At 71.1% G+C, this 16666-nt stretch carries 10 protein-coding genes; 3 read left to right on the forward strand and 7 right to left on the reverse strand.

Annotated features, from left to right (window positions below; translation table 11 throughout):
• Positions 1-21 precede the first annotated feature (21 nt).
• Complete coding sequence (locus tag ACIQCY_RS03360) at positions 22-1116, reverse strand: PDZ domain-containing protein (protein WP_400482481.1); 1095 nt, start codon at positions 1114-1116, stop codon at positions 22-24.
• A gap of 474 nt (positions 1117-1590) precedes the next feature.
• Between ACIQCY_RS03360 and ACIQCY_RS03365 the strand changes: the two genes are divergently transcribed.
• On the forward strand, positions 1591-2997 hold the full coding sequence (locus ACIQCY_RS03365; protein ID WP_400482783.1) for a zinc-dependent metalloprotease: 1407 nt from the start codon (positions 1591-1593) through the stop codon (positions 2995-2997).
• A gap of 66 nt (positions 2998-3063) precedes the next feature.
• Here ACIQCY_RS03365 and ACIQCY_RS03370 read toward each other — a convergent pair whose 3' ends face one another.
• Genes ACIQCY_RS03370 through nudC form a run of 3 tightly spaced genes read right to left on the reverse strand, consistent with a single transcriptional unit; the run spans position 3064 to position 6690 of the window.
• Positions 3064-3639 (reverse strand): M48 family metallopeptidase, encoded by a 576-nt coding sequence (locus ACIQCY_RS03370; RefSeq protein WP_400482482.1) that lies wholly within the window; start codon positions 3637-3639, stop codon positions 3064-3066.
• Positions 3626-5734, reverse strand: coding sequence for an ATP-dependent DNA helicase UvrD2 (locus tag ACIQCY_RS03375; protein WP_400482483.1), 2109 nt, complete (start codon positions 5732-5734; stop codon positions 3626-3628). The genes ACIQCY_RS03370 and ACIQCY_RS03375 overlap by 14 nt, the downstream gene beginning before the upstream one ends.
• Positions 5734-6690: an NAD(+) diphosphatase gene (gene nudC, locus ACIQCY_RS03380; RefSeq protein WP_400482484.1), complete on the reverse strand. Its 957-nt coding sequence runs from the start codon at positions 6688-6690 to the stop codon at positions 5734-5736. Before nudC ends, ACIQCY_RS03375 begins: the two co-directional genes overlap by 1 nt.
• A gap of 162 nt (positions 6691-6852) precedes the next feature.
• Here nudC and ACIQCY_RS03385 point away from each other — a divergent pair, with 162 nt between their 5' ends.
• Positions 6853-8385, forward strand: coding sequence for a phosphotransferase (locus ACIQCY_RS03385; protein ID WP_400482485.1), 1533 nt, complete (start codon positions 6853-6855; stop codon positions 8383-8385).
• A gap of 85 nt (positions 8386-8470) precedes the next feature.
• Here the strand turns inward: ACIQCY_RS03385 and ACIQCY_RS03390 are convergent, their stop codons facing one another.
• Genes ACIQCY_RS03390 through ACIQCY_RS03400 form a run of 3 tightly spaced genes read right to left on the reverse strand, consistent with a single transcriptional unit; the run spans position 8471 to position 15786 of the window.
• The gene (locus ACIQCY_RS03390; protein ID WP_400482486.1) at positions 8471-11929 is read right to left on the reverse strand and encodes an ATP-dependent helicase; all 3459 of its coding nucleotides are present in this window, start codon (positions 11927-11929) and stop codon (positions 8471-8473) included.
• Complete coding sequence (locus tag ACIQCY_RS03395) at positions 11926-15273, reverse strand: ATP-dependent helicase (RefSeq protein ID WP_400482487.1); 3348 nt, start codon at positions 15271-15273, stop codon at positions 11926-11928. Before ACIQCY_RS03395 ends, ACIQCY_RS03390 begins: the two co-directional genes overlap by 4 nt.
• Positions 15274-15330: 57 nt before the next feature.
• A complete protein-coding gene (locus ACIQCY_RS03400) occupies positions 15331-15786 on the reverse strand; it encodes an MGMT family protein (RefSeq protein WP_400482488.1) in 456 nt (151 codons plus the stop codon).
• A 76-nt stretch (positions 15787-15862) separates the two neighbouring features.
• On the opposite strand from ACIQCY_RS03400, the gene ACIQCY_RS03405 reads away from it, so the two are divergent.
• Positions 15863-16666, forward strand: a complete 804-nt coding sequence (locus tag ACIQCY_RS03405; protein WP_400482489.1) for a 3'-5' exonuclease — start codon at positions 15863-15865, stop codon at positions 16664-16666.

Here is a 16666-nt window from a genome sequence, read left to right on the forward strand (position 1 = left end):
GGCCGCCGAGGACCCTCCCGGTCAGCAGGAGGGCAGCGTGGCGGGATCCCCGTCGGCTCCGAGCGTCTCGACCGCCTCCACGGCGTCGTCGAGCGTCTCGACCTTCACCACGGTCAGTCCGTCGGGGATGTTACCGACGACCTCCCCGCAGTTCTCCGCCGGTGCCAGGAAGAACTCGGCACCGCTGGACCTTGCGCCCACCAGCTTCTGGGCGATGCCGCCGATCGGGCCCACGACCCCCGCTGAATCGATGGTGCCCGTTCCCGCGAAGTGCCGGCCTCCGGTGAGGTCCCCCTCGGTGAGGGTGTCGATGATCCCGAGGGCGAACATCGTCCCGGCGGACGGTCCGCCGACGTTGTCGAGCTGGATGGTGACGTCGAAGGGGAACTCGAACGTGGAGGCGAGCACGATACCCAGCTGGTAGCCGCCCTCCGGCGACTCCCTGGGCGTCACATCGACGTCCAGCGGTGCGCCGTCGCGGACGATGGAGAGGGTGGCAGGCGCACCCTCGGCGCCGTTCAACGCGGAGCGCAGCGTTCCGATGTTCTCGATGCCTTCGCCGTCGATCGTGCGCAGAATGTCGCCTTCCCGCAGGATGCCCTCCGCCGCGGAGTCGGTGGCGAAGCCGGCGACGGACAGTTCCTCGGTGTAGTCGATGTCCTCGTGGGAGAGTGCCGCTGCGATCGCGGACTCCTGCGACGACGTCATCGCGACGGCGTTCTGCTCCTGCAGGTCCGACGAGGTGGTTCCTTCCGGATACACCAGTTGCTCGGGCAGGACGTTCTCGTTCGGGTTCGCCCAGGCGCGGAACGTGTCGAGCACGTTCACCTGTCCGTTCGGCCCGCCGCTCACGAACACCGTGGTGAGGTCCAGTTCTCCCTCCGGAGGGAAAGTCTCCCTGCCTTCCACCTGGATCAGCGGCTGTCCGTTCACCTCGCCGATCGTGTTGAAGGTCGGCCCCGGCGACTCGATGACGTAGGGCGACGGCAGGAGGACGGCGGCGGCGCAGAGGACGACGGCGAGGCCGCCGGACACCGCCATCGCGCGGAAGCGCGGGTCCCTCGGCCGCGTGGGCTCTCCGGGACTGTAGGTCTCGACGTGGGCAGGCTGCGTCACTGTGCTTCTCTCTGTCGGGCGCCTCGGGCGCGGGCGGCGGGCGCCGGGACAATGGGTGCCGTACCGCACCCCTAGGGTAGACGCTTTCACCGTCGCCGTTCCTGGTGGACGGCCGCAGGGTTCCTGCGCTCGTCCACCCGCCCCGCCCCATCGTCTTCCCGGGGTGTCCGCGAGGCGCTCCCCGCCTTCGCCCGGCACGACGTCGTCCGGCACGACGTCGTCCGGCACGACGTCGCCCGGCACGGCGTCGTCCGGCACGGCGTCGTCCGGCACGGCTTTGCCCTCAGCGAACGGTGCATGGCGTGAGGGACACCGGCAAGGCCGGGCCGGTAGCGTGTCTTCCACAGCCGGCTGGAGTGGCTTCGCCCTCCGCCGGACCCGCCAAGCTACTCCCCAGGACCGGTGGTATCAGTGACCAACCCATCCAACCCCTCGAACGGCGACGACGACACGCCCCAGGATCCGCTGTCCGAGATGCTGTCGAAGATGTTCGGCGGCGGGGGCGGCGGATTCGACCCCCAGGAGATCGCCAAGGCGGCCGGACTGCCCTCGGACCCGGCAGCGATGGCGATGATCATGCAGCAGGTCCAGGCCATGTTCTCCACGCCGAGCGAGGGGCCGGTGAACTGGCAGATGGCCCATGAGCAGGCACGCCGGGTCGCAGCGTCCGACAGCGACCCTTCGGTGACGCCCCTGCAGCGGCGCAGCGTCGACGAGTCGCTGAAGCTCGCCGAGATGTGGCTCGACCCCGTGACGGACTTCCCGAGCACCGGTCAGCTGGGGCGCGCCTGGTCCCGCGCCGAATGGGTCGAAGCCACCATGGCGACCTGGCGGCGCCTCACCGAACCCGTCGCGACGAGCATCGCCAAAGCGCTCTCCGATGTCATCTCGGAGCAGCTGCCCGAGGAGATGAAGTCGATGATGGGCATGATGGGCGGCCCCGCCTCGATGCTGCAGAACGTCGGTGGCGCGATGTTCGGCATGCAGCTGGGCCAGGCCGTCGGCGCCCTGTCCAAGGACGTCGTCGGTTCGACGGACATCGGTGTCCCGCTGGCCGACGGGCGCATGGCGCTGCTCCCCGCGAACGTCGCGGCGTTCGGCGAAGGGCTCGACATCCCCGCCCAGGAGGTACAGCTCTTCCTCGCCGTCCGCGAGGCGGCCCACGTCCGTTTGTTCACCCACATCCCCTGGCTCACGAGCCACCTGCTGGGCAGTATCGAAAGCTATGCCCGGGGTATCCACATCGACATGGGCAAGATCGAGGAAGCCGCGCGCGACATCGATCCGACCAATCCCGAGAGCCTTCAGGGCGCCCTCTCCCAGGGCGTGTTCATGCCCGAGCGGACGCCTGAGCAGGACGCCGCGCTCGTTCGACTCGAGACGACGCTCGCCCTGGTCGAAGGCTGGGTCGACGAACTGACGGCCGCGGCAGCCGCCAACCTGCCCTCGGCAGGTGCACTGCGCGAGATGGTCCGGCGCCGACGGGCGACGGGCGGACCGGCCGAACACGCGTTCGCTTCGCTCGTCGGGCTGGAATTGAGGCCCCGCCGCCTGCGCGACGCCGCCGCCCTCTGGTCGCTGCTCACGTCGGAACGCGGGATCGAGGGACGGGACGCCCTGTGGCAGCACCCGGACCTGCTGCCCACGGCCGAGGACCTCGACGATCCGGCGGGATTCTCCAAGCGCCGGAAGCTCATCGAGTCCTCCGACGCGGACGTCGACGCCGCCCTCCAGCGCCTTCTCGCGGGTGACTTCGAACCGAAGGACGAGGATGGCCCGGACGGGGTAGACGGGGACGGCTCCGCCGAGGATCCCGACAGCGAGGATCCCGGCACGGAGCAGGGACCCGGAAGCAGCGGCGGCGACGACGCTCCCCGCTGACCACCGCGGTCCTGGGGGCCGGGACGTCCCGTCGAGCGCCTGGTTCTCCAGCAGCTCGACGGGTCGTCAGAGGTCGTCCGGCCCGCCGGACGGGGTGCGATGGGCGGCGAACGCCGCGCCCTCGAGGAAGGCCTTCGCCGTCTCGGTCCGCGGATAGGCCGTCAGCAGCTTCCAGAACACGGCGTTGTGGGACGGCTCGATCAGGTGGGCCATCTCGTGCAGGATCACATAGTCGACGACCCACTCGGGCATGCCCTGCAGCTTGTGGGACAGGCGGATGGTGCGGCGCGCCGGGGTAGCCGAGGCCCACCGGGAGTTCTGGTTGGTCACCCAGCCGATCGTGGACGGCACTCCCCTCCCGCCGAGGTACTGCTCGGCGAGCCGCTCGGCCCGCTGGAGCAGCGCCGGCACGGGCTCGTTGTCATCGATGGTGGGGGCGGCGAGGTACTTCGCCGACATCCTCTCGACCATCCGATCCACCCAGTGGCGCTCCTGGCTCGCCGAGAAATGACCAGGGATGGACACGCGGATCACGCCGTCCCGGATATCGGCGCTCACCGTCCGCTTCCGCCGTGGCGACCGCCGTACCTCCACCGGCAGCCGTGCCGGATCGGGCGATCGTCCTGCGTCAGGAGTTGTCACTGATGATCTCGAGGACGGCGTCACCGTAGCGCTCGAGCTTCGACGAGCCGACCCCGGCCAGCTCTCCGAGCTCGTCGAGGGTCTGCGGTCTCGCCTCGGCGATCGCGACGAGCGTGGCATCGGTGAAGACGACGAAGGCCGGTACGTCCTTCTCACGGGCCTCGACGAGCCGCCAGGCGCGCAGCGCCTCGAACGTCTCCTCCTGATAGCTCACCGGGCAGTCGTTACAGCGCCCGATCTTCCGCTCGGAGCCCGTCAGCAGCGGGCGCTTGCAGACCCGGCAGACGGCCGGCGCGGATGACTTGCGGGAGGCCTTGGCGCGCGGCTGGCGGAAGGACGCCTGGCCGGCACTCGCGGGGCGGAGTGCGTCGAGGAACCGCGAGGGCTTCCTGCTGGCCCGTCCGCCGGGTGAGCGGGAAGTGGACCAGGACATGGACAGGTGGACCCGTGCCCGGGTGATCCCGACATAGAGCAGCCGGCGTTCCTCGTCGACGGCTTCCTGCGTGTCGGCGAACGAGATGGGCATGAGCCCCTCGCTCAGCCCGACGAGGAAGACGGCGTCCCACTCGAGGCCCTTAGCCGAGTGCAGGGAAGCGAGCGTGACGCCCTGCACCGTGGGCGCGTGCTGGGCGGCCGCGCGTTCCTCGAGTTCGGCGACGAACGTCTGCAGGGTGAACGCCTCCGGCCCCCGGACCCTGTTGAGTTCGTCCGCCAGGCCGACGAGGGCCGCGAGGGACTCCCACTTCTCACGGACAGCCCCGGAGTTCTGGGGTGCGACGGAGGTGTAGCCGAGGGACGCCAGGACATCACGCACCTGCTGGGGTACGTCCTCGTCGCCCTGGGTTCGTGCCGCTGCCCGGAGCTGCAGCAACGCATCGCGCACCTCACGCCGTTGGAAGAACCTCTCCCCGCCACGCAACTGGTACCCGATGCCCGCGCTCGCCAGCGCCTGCTCGTACGCCTCGGACTGGCCGTTCGTGCGGTAGAGGATCGCGATCTCGCTCGCCTTCACGCCCTGGTCGAGCAGCACGCCGATGCGCCGTGCGCATTCCGCGGCCTCGGCCTCGTCGTCACTGCACTCGGTGAAGACGGGCTCGGGGCCGGGATCCCGCTGCGCGATCAGTTCCAGCGGCGCCGACCAGGTGGTGCCCACGGCCCGCCTGTCGGCCTCGCTGCTCCGCGCCGCCAGCAGCGTGTTGGCTGCGCGGACCACCTGGGGGGTGGAGCGGTAGTCCCTCACCAGCCTCACCACCTGGGCGCCCTCGTAGCGCTTGGTGAAGTCCAGGAGATGCCGAGATGTCGCGCCCGTGAAGGAGTAGATGGTCTGGCTGGCATCACCGACGACGCACAGTTCCCTCCGCTCCCCGAGCCACAGGTCGAGGAGGCGCTGCTGGAGCGGCGAGACGTCCTGGTACTCGTCGACCACGAAGTGGCGGTACTGGGCCCGCACCGTGGCTGCCACCTTCTCGTCCTCCTCGAGGATGGCGACGGTGGTCAGCAGCACGTCCTCGAAGTCGATGAGGTTGCGGTCGATCTTGAGGTCCTCGTACGCCGAGAAGATCCTGGACACCGTGATGAGGTCCATCCCCGCCGGCTCCGCGCGGCCTGCCGCTGCGGCAGCGTACCCGTCGGGCGTCAGCATCGACACCTTGGCCCATTCGATCTCCGCCGCGACATCCCGGATGGCAGCGCGGTCCGTCGACAGGCGCAGGCGACGCGCCGCCTCCGCGATGAGCTGGGCCTTGTGGTCCACCAGCGCCGGAAGGGGTCCGCCCACGGCCTGGGGCCAGAAGTACTGGAGCTGTCGGAGGGCAGCTGCGTGGAAGGTACGGGCCTGCACTCCCCCGGCCCCGAGGTCGCGGAGTCGGGTGCGCATCTCTGCCGCCGCGCGGGCGGTGAAGGTCACGGCGAGCACCTGCTGCGGTTTGTAGACGCCGGTGTGGACGCCGTAGGCGATGCGGTGGGTGATGGCGCGGGTCTTTCCCGTACCGGCTCCTGCCAGCACGCAGAGCGGACCGGTGAGGGTACTCGCCACCGTCCGCTGTTCGTCGTCGAGCCCCTCGAGGATGCTGTCCTCGAGCAGTAGTCCGGACACTAGGGGCGCGCCTCCGAAGGCTCCTCGTCCAGCGGGCCCCCGTACCAGCGCTCGATCAGGGCACGGGCGATGGAGACACCGCCGGCGACGGCGATCTTCTCGTCCCGCACCTCGGCGAACAGCTGCTCCCGGGTGAACCAGCGCAGGGACCGCATCTCCTCACGGTCCGGTACGGCATCGGTGGTGAGGGCTCGTGCTGTGAAGCCGAGCATCAGCGATGCGGGGAAGGGCCAGGGCTGCGACCCGAGGTACTGCGGGGACTCGATCTCGATGCCGGACTCCTCACCGACCTCGCGGATCACGGCGGCCTCGAGGGACTCGCCGGGCTCGACGAAACCGGCGAGCGTGGAGAACCGGTCCTCGGGCCATGCGACGGCGGACCCGAGCAGCAGCCGGTCGTCGTCGTCGACCACGGAGACGATGATCGCCGGATCGGTGCGGGGATAGTGCTCCGAGTCGTCGCGGGGGCACTGGCGGACCCACCCGGCCGCGCGCACCTCCGTCACCGTGCCGCAGCGCGGGCAGTGGGTGTGGGTTGCGTGCCAGTTGGCGATGGCGGCCCCCTGGACGAACAGCCCCGTGTCCCGCGCGTCGAGCGATGCCGCGATCTCGCGGATGCCGACCCATTGGTCGACGGGCGCCAGTGCGGCGTCTTCCGCCTCGAAGACGGCGAGGACCACCTGCCTCCCGGCATCGGTGGCGCCCTCGTTGATCCGCCCGAGGTAGACCAGCAGTTCCGGGCGCTCCACCTCGGACGGCGCGACCAGCCGGAGCCCGCCGCCCACGACCGGCGCCTTCCCCCGGGCGAAGGGCAGGACCCCCGTCTCGTCGGAGCCCCACAGGGTGTCGAGGAGGTTCTCTGTGGTCCTCGCATCACCGTCCCGGTCGGAATCGGCGCGGGACAGCGGCAGCGATCCGAGGGGAGGCAGCACGAGGGTCCGGAGGGAATCGGTCATGCATCTACGGTACGGTCTCGCTCTCCCAAAACACATTCTGCGAGGCTCGGGTGGAGGAGTAGTGCGGCACCGGAAACGAGTGGTGCATCTGGCGACTCGCCGCACCGGAATGGGCGGGCGGCGCGGGGACGCCCTACGGTGGATCTTGTGAAACGGACACCCATGGAACTTGCCGCCATCGCCAGCGCCGCAGTACCTGGCCTGGCACCGACGGGCGTCGCCGGCGCTCCCGACGACGCCGCCGATTTCGACTCCGCGCTGCTCGTCGACGACGCGGGAAAGCAGTGGAGGGTCCGCTCGCCCAGGCACGCGGAGGCCAGCATGCGCCTCGAGACCGAGCTGCAGGCCCTGCGCGCCTTCACGCCCGCGATCAAGGCGGAGCTCCCCTTCCTCATCCCGCACATGGCCGGCAGTGTCCGCCAGGGTGAGCTCAGCACCTTCGTGTACTCGCACCTCGCCGGGACGACCCGCGCTCTCGACACGCTCACCGCGGGCGGGCGCACGATGGCGCGGGAACTCGGGCGCGTCATCGCTGCCATCCACGAACTGCCGCAGGACATGGTGCAGCGCGCCGACCTGCCCAGCTACGAAGCGAACGAGTACCGCCGGCGCAAGCTCAACGAACTCGACCAGGCAGCGACGACCGGGAAGATCCCGGCGATCCTGCTGCGCCGCTGGGAGCATGCCCTCGAGGACGTGGCGCTCTGGCGCTTCAGCCCGACGGTGGTGCACGGCGACCTGCACGAGGACCATCTCCTGATCGCCGCCGGGCGCGTGTCCGCCGTGACGGGCTGGACCGATCTGTGCATCGGCGATCCCGCCGAGGACTTCGCCTGGCTTGCTGCTGCCGAGGACACCGCCTTCGTCGACGCCGTCCACGAGGCGTACGCCGCGGCCCGCTCGACCGCCGTCGATCCCCACCTGTCCCGCCGCGCCGCGCTCGCCGCCGAATTCGCCCTCGCGCAGTGGCTGGTGCGCGGGGTGGCGCTCGAGGACCGCGGCATGGTCCATGAGGCCGAGGGCATGCTCGCGACCCTCGAAGCGGATGTGGAGGCCATCGAGCGGGAACAGCACGAGGCGGCCGAGCGTGCGCGCCGGGCGCATGAGGAACGCCTCGAATGGGGCAACGAGCTCGGGACCGACGACGACCACTACGCCGCGGGCGATGAGCGCTTTGCCGTGCACCCCGACAGGGAGGACCCGGCCGGGGGTCACGACCCGTCGATCGACGCTCCGGCGAGGAAAGAGGGCACGCTCCGCCCCGACTCGCCGGACGGATCGACCGACGACGACGGGAGTGCCCGGGATGCGGCACGGTCCCAGGAGGGAGTGCCTGTGGCACCCGCCGCGGGACAGCACCTCACCGGCGCCGACCGGTCCCCGGGGACCGGTAGCCACGCCTATGACCCGGACGGTGCGTCGGACCAGGAGCACCGTCGCCCGGTCAGCCAGCCGTCCGGACACGGCGCCGACCACTCCGGCAGCCATGGGGATCGCTCCGCGCTGCATCACGGTGATGACGACCACGGGACGCCCTCGGGATCATCGCTGGCCTACGCCCGCCTGACAGCGGGCCGTACTCGTCCCGCGACCACCTCGTCGAAGGTCACGCTCCTGAGGAACAGCGAGCCCGGCGCGGGTTCTCCGGACGACGTCGCGACGTCGGCCCTGCCCATCGTGTCCTTCGGCAGCTGACGCCCCGACCTGCTGACGAGGCTCCTGCCGAAGCCCCTGCCGTCGCCCTACGCAGCAGCACCGGGTTCCACCTCCCACAGGGCGATCAGGCGGATCCGGCGGATCCCGCAGATCCGGCAGATCCCGCTGCTGCGATGATCCGCTCGAGTTCCGCCGCGTCGGCGAGGTCGTGCGGCCGGACCACCAGGTCGTCCGCCACGTAGAAGAACGCCGCGCGCACCTTCTCGAGCGGGACGTCCTTCAACCGTGACCAGGCGAGCCGGTAGACGGCGAGCTGGACGGCCTTGGCCGCGCGCCGGTCGGGCGCGGGCGGGCGACCCGTCTTCCAGTCGATGAGGTCCCAGCCGCCGTCGGCGTCGCGGAACACCGCGTCGATCCGGCCGCGCACCACGATGCTGCCGATCTTCGTCTCGATCGGCGCCTCGATGGCCGCGGGTTCGCGAAGGGCCCATTCCGACTGCTCGAAGATCGCGGCCATCTCCTTCAGGCCGAGCGTCTCGTCGACATGGGCATCGGCGCCGCCGGGGTAGTCGCCGAGGTCGAGCATCCCTCCGGACCCGTAGAACTCCTCGATCCAGGCGTGGAACGCGGTGCCCTTGCGGGCCGCCGAGCCGGGACGCCGCGGCAGCGGGCGCCGCAGTTGCTGCATCACCGCGTCGGGATCCTCGCGCAGTTCCACGAGAGTCGAGGCGGAGATGTGCGAGGGCAGCGTCAGCGGCATCCGTTCCTTCTCCCGGGCCTGCCGGGCCAGCGCGAGCCTCACCTCCCGCCCCCAGCGCCCGCCGTCGACGTCGACCTCGAGTGCGGGCGCAGCGGCTTGTTCGAGGACGGCCCGCGCCGCCTGTTCCATGGCGGCGCGTCGGGTCCCCAGCGGATCGAACGGCCACGACGCGCGTTCGGGGCTGGCATTCGCCGGATTGGCATCACCTTCGTTGTCCTCCGGGAGCCACTGCGGCATGAGGAAGCCCTCGGTTCCGGCTTCCGCGAGCGCTACGAGGTCCACCAGGTAGGGCGAGGGCGCGGACGGCCTCGACCGCCCACCACCCCAGGCCGACGACGTGCAGACGAGCGAGTGCTTGGCGCGGGTGAAGGCGACATAGGCCAGGCGTCGTTCCTCCCGTTCGGCGTGCGCCCTTGCCTCGTCGGTGAACTCCTTCTCGCTGGCCAGCCATTCCTTCTGGTCCTGCTGTTCCCAGTCCCACTGTGGCAGTTCGGGTGCATCCCCGCGCAGCGGCCAGGGAATGGCCGAGTCGCCGCTGCTCCAGCGTGAGTCCTTGCCGCTGGGGAAGGACCCTTCATTGAGGCCGGGCACGAACACGACGTCCCACTCGAGGCCCTTCGAGGCGTGGACCGTCAGGAGCTGCACCGCGTCCCTGCTCGCCTCGAGCTGCGTCACGGGCAGGCCGTCCTCCTCCTGGTCCGCCGCCTCGAGCCAGGCGAGGAACGCCGGGAGGTCGACGCGCTCGGCGGTGGACACGAATCCTGCGACGGCCTCCGTGAAGGCGTCGAGGTTGCGTCGCGCCTCATGGATGCTCACCCCCGGTTTCGCGGCCACCTCGATGTCGAGCAGGATGGTGCGCTCCACCTCCCCGATCATGCTGCCGAGGTCGTCGCCCACGAAACTCCGGAGCATGCGCAGCTCCTGGCGGAGGGCGCGGAGCCTGTGCCGGGCCGTGTCGCTCAGTGCCCTGCCGGCGGAGGACACCCAGTCCGACGGCGGCAGGTAGTCGACGGCCTCGACGAGGCTCCCGGCCTCGGCGAGGTCGGGGGCGACGACGGCGTCCCTGCTCTGCTCGGCGTCGAGCTCCTCCCCCGCCGCACTGCCGTGGCGGAACATCGCCTCCCGGGTACGGGCGAGTTGGCGGGACCAGTCCCCGAGCGCCATCAGGTCGGCTGGTCCCAGGCGCCACCGCGCACCGGATAGGAGCCTCAGCATCGAATCCGAGCGGTCGGGGTCGCCGAGCACCCTCAGGGTGGCCAGCAGGTCGACGATCTCCGGGGTGCGCAGCAATCCGCCGAGGCCGACCACCTGGACCGGGACACCGGCGCGCTCGAGTTCGCGCCGGATGGGGTCGAACTGCTTGCGTCCGCGGCAGAGGACGGCCATGGTCGGCCGGAGCGGTGCGCCGCCGTCGTCCGACTCGTAGCTGCGCCGGCGCTGTCGCAGGACCTCCCGCGCAATGGCCTCGGCCTCACTGGGGGCGGGTCCGGGTGCGGTACCGGTTGCGCCCTCAGGCCCTGCTTCTCCCGCCCTGACGGGAGCATCGGTGAGGAAGCGCCCCAGGAGGACCTCGCCGAGCGGGGCGCCGGGTCGCGCGACGAGGCCGGGGACGTGCTGGACGGTGGTATTCCGGAGCCACGGCGCCGGCACGTTGAGGGGCGCCGACACGGTGTTCGCCGCCTCGAGTATCGACGTCGCGTTCCGCCATGCGACGGACAGGTGCGCGACGTCCGACGGCGCCCGGCCGTCCGCGGTCACCCTGGGGAAGGCCGTGCGGAAGGTGGCGAGCTGCCCGGCGGAAGCCCCCCTGAAACCGTAGATCGACTGGTGCGGGTCACCGACCGCGGTGACCGAGCGTCCGTCGGCGAACAACCTCGAGAACAGCACCATCTGCGCATGGGAGGTGTCCTGGAACTCGTCGAGCAGCACCACCTTGTACTTCTCGCGTTCGAGCGCCCCCGCCTCCGGGATGTCGCGGGCTATCCTGGCGGCCAGGGACACGAGGTCCCCGAAGTCCAGCTGTCGGCGTGCGAGTTTGGCCGCGGCGTAGCGCTCGGCGAGTTCGGTCACGGTGATGCGGGTGCGCAGCTTGTTCAGCAGCTCGTGCACCTTCTGCGTGGCGGCCTTGCCGGAGCCCGCGACGTACGGCCGGGCGACGACGTGCTCGATCTGGCGTCGGAGTTCGTCGCGCACCCTCGCCGGGCTGACCAGGTGCTCCGCACACTCTCCCGCCATGTCGAGCACCCCCTTGACGAGGGTGCTCTTGGCGGCGGTGAAGTGCTCCCATTCGCCGTCGTACGCTTCGACCACCGAGGAGGCGAGCTGCCAGGACTGCGCGGTGCCGAGCATGACCGAATCGCGTTCGACACCGATCCGCAGACCGTAGTCCTGCACGATGCCGTTCGCGAAGGAGTGGTAGGTGGAGATGGCAGGATCGAGCCGGTCCAGCGCATCCCCTCCGGTGGAATCCGGATCGTCCTGTGCGAGGGAGGCATACAACTGGGCCAGCCGCTGACGGACACGGGAGGCGAGCTCCCCGGCAGCCTTCCGGGTGAAGGTGACACCCAGGATCTGCTCGGGGCGCACGAGTCCGTTGGCGACGAGCCAGACGACCCTGTCCGCCATGGTCTTGGTCTTTCCCGACCCGGCACCGGCGATGACCAGGAGTGGCTCCAGGGGGGCTTCGATGACGCGGGCCTGGTCCTCCGTCGGATACTGCACGGGAGCATCCGGGTCCGTGTGCAGCAGTTCCGCCAACTGGCGCGCCGAGTACCGGTAGGTGGACCGCGGGCCGGCGGCCGGGGTCGATGCTGTGGTGCTCACTGCTGCGTCACCTGCTTTCCTTCCTCGCACAGCGGGCAGATCTCGGGCAGGCGGCAGCCGCTGCCCCCGAACCCGGACCGCCGCGGGTCGTGGATGGTGTCGAACGTCGCGGCCGCCATCAGGGCTGCGGCGTCCTCGATCATCGTCCTCGCCCAGGTGTCCTCGGGGCCCACGGGTGGCTGCACCTGGATGGGAACCCCCTTGGACTTCGTCCCCAGCTGCACGAGTGACGCGCCTCCCGGCACCGCGGGCCCGGCAGGCGCAGTGGCGACACCGTCTTCCGCGAGGGCTGCACTCGCCGCATCGTCCGCCGCTTCGTCGGCAGTAGCGCCGCCGGTGCCGTCATTCTGCAGCGCACCCGACGCCACCGCTGTCTGGTAGGCGGCCAGCTGCGGGTGCCGCTCGATGTCCGCCACGGCGGGCGTGCTCCTGCCCGTCTTCAGGTCGACGACCACGAATCGTCCGTCCCCGTCGACCTCCAGGCGGTCGATCTGCCCACGCAGCCGGGCGATCCGCCGGGTCCCGTCCAGCTCGACATCGAGGTCCACCGAGAAATCCACCTCCGTTGCCTGCAGGCTTCTCCCGTCCTGGCGCATCGACAGCACGTAGGCGGCGAGCTTGCGCACCATGCCCTCTGCGCGCCTGAAGTCCGCCTGGCCCTCCCAGGTGTCCTTGATGCCGAGTTGCGGCCAGCGCCGTTCGAGTTCGCGCACGTACTCGTTGCCGGTCGCCTCCGGCAGGTCCTGCGCGATCTGGTGGACGAGCGTGCCGAGGGACCGGGCGAAGTCGGTGGTCCGCTCTCCCCCGGCAGCAGACACGAACCAGCTGAGGGGCGAGGTGAGCACGGAGTCGACCTTGGACGGCGACACCGGGATCGGCTGGTCCTGCGGGATCACGGGTTCCTCGCTGCTCATCCCCAGGACCCCCCACCACTGCGACGGGTGCGCCCCCGGTACCGGTGGCTCGAGCACGGCCATGCGGCCGAGGTGCTGGACGGCCTCCCGCGACAGGGCGGCGCCGGCCTGCGGGTCCTGCGCGAACTTGCGCAGCTCGGCGACCAGGGCGCGCAGGGTGACCGGCCGCAGCACCTCGGTGCGGGGCCGTTCGGCCGTCCCGGGCGGGAGGGGGTCGAGCACGTCGAGGAACTGGGAGGCCTGCTCGTCCTGGGAGGAGACAGCGCAGCAGATCAGTTCCCGGGTTGCCCGCGACACGGCCAGCGAGAAGGTCCGCAGCTCGTCGAAGCGGATGTCCTGCAGCAGGGACACCGGATCGCGGGTGCTGCGGAAGGACTCGCCGTGATCGAGGAGGGCCCGCAGCTCGCCCGAGCCGAGGAGTTCACCGCGCAGCCTGAGGTTGGGCCAGACGCCGTCCTGTACGCCCGCCACGATCACCAGCGGCCAGTGCCTGCCGGCGGCGCTCGCCGGTGTCAGCACCGACACCGACGCCTGGCGACTGGTGCGCTGGGCCAGCGTGTCCATGGGGATGTCCTGGCTCAGGAGGTAGTCGAGGAAGAGCTCGGGATCCGCGCCGGGCATCTGCTCGACGAATCGCTCGGCTGTGTGGAAGAGGGCCATCATCGCGTCCAGGTCCCGATCGGCGCGCGTGGAGGAGGGCCCCTCGGACAGGGCCGCTCCGGACCACTGCTGTGCGAGCCCGGAGGCGGACCAGAGCGCCCACAGGACCGTCTCCGGGTCCCGCGCCGGGTCCGCCGCGGCGGCCCTGCCGGCCTCCAGCATGCGGTGCAGGCGCCGGACCGGGGCACCCTCGGAGGGGAGGGCGGCGATCTCCTCGGGAGCGGAGAACAGGGCCGTAAGGAGTTCGTCGCTCGTGCGGCCGCCGCCCTGCTGCAGTTCCGTGCGCCGCAGGATCTGGCGCAGTCGCCGGAGGTCGAGGCTGCCCGCACCACCGATCCTCGAGGTGAGCAGCGAGATGCACAGCTCGGTGTCGAGTTCCGCGCGTCCGACGGCCACGGCGTAGAGATCGAGCAGGGGGCGGACGGCAGGCTCCTCCCGGATGGCGGTCTCTGCCGCCGGCACGTTCACGGCGATACCCTGTGCCGTGAGGAAACGCTGGACGGCGGACACCTGCGCGCCGTTGCGCACGATCACGGCGATGTCGTCGAGGCTCCGCTCGCCGAACAGGTGGGCTTCGAGTACCCGCTGCGTGATGAACCGCTGCTCGTGGAAGACGCTGTCGAGCACGTGGGCGGAGACCGCCGGACCGTGCGAAGGCGGGACGTCCTGCCGGCCGTCCTGCCGTTCGTCGGCGACGACGTCCGGGAGGGCGCGGTAGGACGTGCTGACACCGCTGGTCGCGATGCGGCCGGCGACGTTGCCCCACGCCTCCGCGAGCGGGCCCTGCATCGTCAGCGACCCGGGCAGGGTCACGGTGGTCAGGCCACTGCCCCGGCGGAAGAGGGTGGCGAGGCGCCCCGTCAGTTCGGGACGGGCGCCGCGGAAACCCTGTGCCACCGTATCGGGGCAGGAGGTCACGACGACGTCGGTGCCCGCTCCGATGAGTCCCAGCAGCGCATGGACCGCCGGATTGGCCTCCTGGTAGTCGTCGACGAGGATCAGCTGCAGTCTCTTCCGTTCCCTGTCGAGGAAGTCCCGGTCCGTCTCGAGGATCTCCCGGGCGGCGGTGAGGATCCCGGCCGGATCGAAGGCCTCGGGCATCCGGAGGTCGAGGACGTCGCGGTATTCGCGGTACAGCGCGGCCGCCGCCACCCAGTCCGGCCGGTCGAACCGCTCGCCCCAGTCCGCGAGGTCGTCGGCGGGCACGCCGTACTCGCTCACGCGGTCGAACAGGTCGCGGATCTCCTGCCGGAAACCCCGCGTAGGCAGCGCCAGGGTGAGGCTCGACGGCCAGTCGAGTCCGGGCGCACCGTCGCGGCCGTGTCCGGAGAGGAGCTCCTTGATGATGAGGTCCTGTTCCGCGCCCGACAACAGCCGCGGAGCGCGCGGAATGGCGGGCGTCCTTCCCTCGGCCTTGGCCCGGCGGATGAGGTCGAAGGCGTAGGAGGCCCAGGTGCGGGCGGGCGCCGTGCTGATGCTGCGGTCGAGCTTCGCGGTGAGTTCGTCCCGGAGCCGGGTCGCCGCCGCACGGGTCGGAGCGAGCAGGAGCAGCCCCTCGGGGTCGAGCGAACCGGTTTCGACGCGCCGGACGGCGAGGTCCGTGAGCAGTGAGGACTTCCCGCTGCCGGGAGCACCGAGGACCAGGACCTGACCGGTGACGTGCTCCAGTGACCCGAGGACGGCGTCGTACCCCGCCCGGGCCGTCCGCGACGGCACATCCGGTATCTCGGGGGAGGACGCCTGCGGAGCATCGTGGAGGGTACTGGTCATGGATCCAGCCCATCACACGCCACGGACAATCAGCAGGACCGCAACGGGTGTCCCCCGCTACTGTCCGGCGCGCCGCAGGGACGCGCCGAGTCCGGCCACGACGGCCTGCTCGATCTCCGACGGCCACCAGCGGGCGCGTCGCAGATCCACGCGGTACTCCTCCGGGTCGGCGGGCCCGGGCGGCAGGGTCAGGGCGGTCCCCTCGTCGTCGTAGTGGGCGCGGGCGCGCACGGCCAGCCCGCGCGGCGGGTGGCCGCCGGATCGCAGGACGCGCCACCACGGGACGTCGCGCGTACTGCGGGAGAGGGCCCTGCCGACCTGGCGGGGGCCACCGCATTCCAGCAGCTCGGCGATATCGCCGTAGGTGAGCACCCGGCCCGCGGGAATCATGTCGGTGACGGCCAGCACGGCGTCCACGTAGGCATCCGGATCGGCACGCGCAGGAGACGCACGGCCTGGGACGACGGCGTCCTGCCGCGTGTCCTCCGTGCCGTGGGCCGCTCCTGGGTGCATGGGCCCACCCTAGTCCGGCAGGGCACGTCGGAGCGGCACCGCCATTTGGTCGGACCCCGCCAGTACGGTGGTGCCCATGACGAGCTGGCATGAAGGCCCGAGGGCCGCCTTCGACCTCGAGACGACCGGGCGGGACCCCCTCTCCGCGCGTATCGTCACCGCGACGGTGATCCTCCTGGACGGCGACGGCGCCGTGCTCGAGCACCACGAGTGGCTGGCGGACCCCGGCGTCGAGATCCCCGACGGCGCCGCTGCCGTCCACGGCATCACGACGTCGCACGCACGGGCCCACGGCCTCGCCGCCGTCGAGGTGGTGCGGGGCATCTCGGCGGTCCTCGCCCGGCTCTTCGCCGCCGGAGTGCCCGTGCTCGCCTACAACGCCCGCTACGACTTCACGGTGCTCGCCCAGGAGGGACGCCGCCACGGCGTCCCGACGCCCCGTCCCACGCCCGTGATCGATCCGTTCATCATGGACAAGCAGGCGGACCGCTACCGGCGAGGCAAGCGCACGCTGACGGCATTGTGCGAGCACTACGGCATCCGGTTCGAGAACGCCCACACCTCCGCCGCCGACGTCCTCGCGACCCTGCAGGTGGGGCAGGTCCTCGCCGAGCACCACGCATTCCTCAGGAAGCCGGCCGCGGACCTGCACGCCTCGCTGGTCGTGTGGGCGGACCGGCAGGCGGCCGACTTCGAGGAGTACCTCCGCCGGACGGAACCCGACGCCGTGATCGAGCGTGCGTGGCCGGTCATCGAACCGGTCATGGGGCCGGTCATGGGGCCGGTCGTGGAGGACACCGTCGGGGGCGGGCCGCCCGCGGACCCCTCGGGAATCCTGGCGCCGTCCGGACCCCGGCAGGCGATGACCGCCGTCGCCTGA

It is taken from the genome of Arthrobacter sp. NPDC092385, assembly GCF_044755105.1.
In the GTDB taxonomy this organism is placed as follows: domain Bacteria; phylum Actinomycetota; class Actinomycetes; order Actinomycetales; family Micrococcaceae; genus Arthrobacter_D.

Excerpts from the sequence above, each read along its gene's own strand:
- ACIQCY_RS03365 (WP_400482783.1), top strand. The coding sequence starts at position 1,591 with ATGCTGTCGAAGATGTTCGGCGGCGGGGGCGGCGGATTCGACCCCCAG.
- nudC (WP_400482484.1), bottom strand. The coding sequence starts at position 6,690 with ATGACCGATTCCCTCCGGACCCTCGTGCTGCCTCCCCTCGGATCGCTG.
- ACIQCY_RS03385 (WP_400482485.1), top strand. The coding sequence starts at position 6,853 with ATGGAACTTGCCGCCATCGCCAGCGCCGCAGTACCTGGCCTGGCACCG.
- ACIQCY_RS03395 (WP_400482487.1), bottom strand. The coding sequence starts at position 15,273 with ATGACCAGTACCCTCCACGATGCTCCGCAGGCGTCCTCCCCCGAGATA.
- ACIQCY_RS03400 (WP_400482488.1), bottom strand. The coding sequence starts at position 15,786 with ATGCACCCAGGAGCGGCCCACGGCACGGAGGACACGCGGCAGGACGCC.
- ACIQCY_RS03405 (WP_400482489.1), top strand. The coding sequence starts at position 15,863 with ATGACGAGCTGGCATGAAGGCCCGAGGGCCGCCTTCGACCTCGAGACG.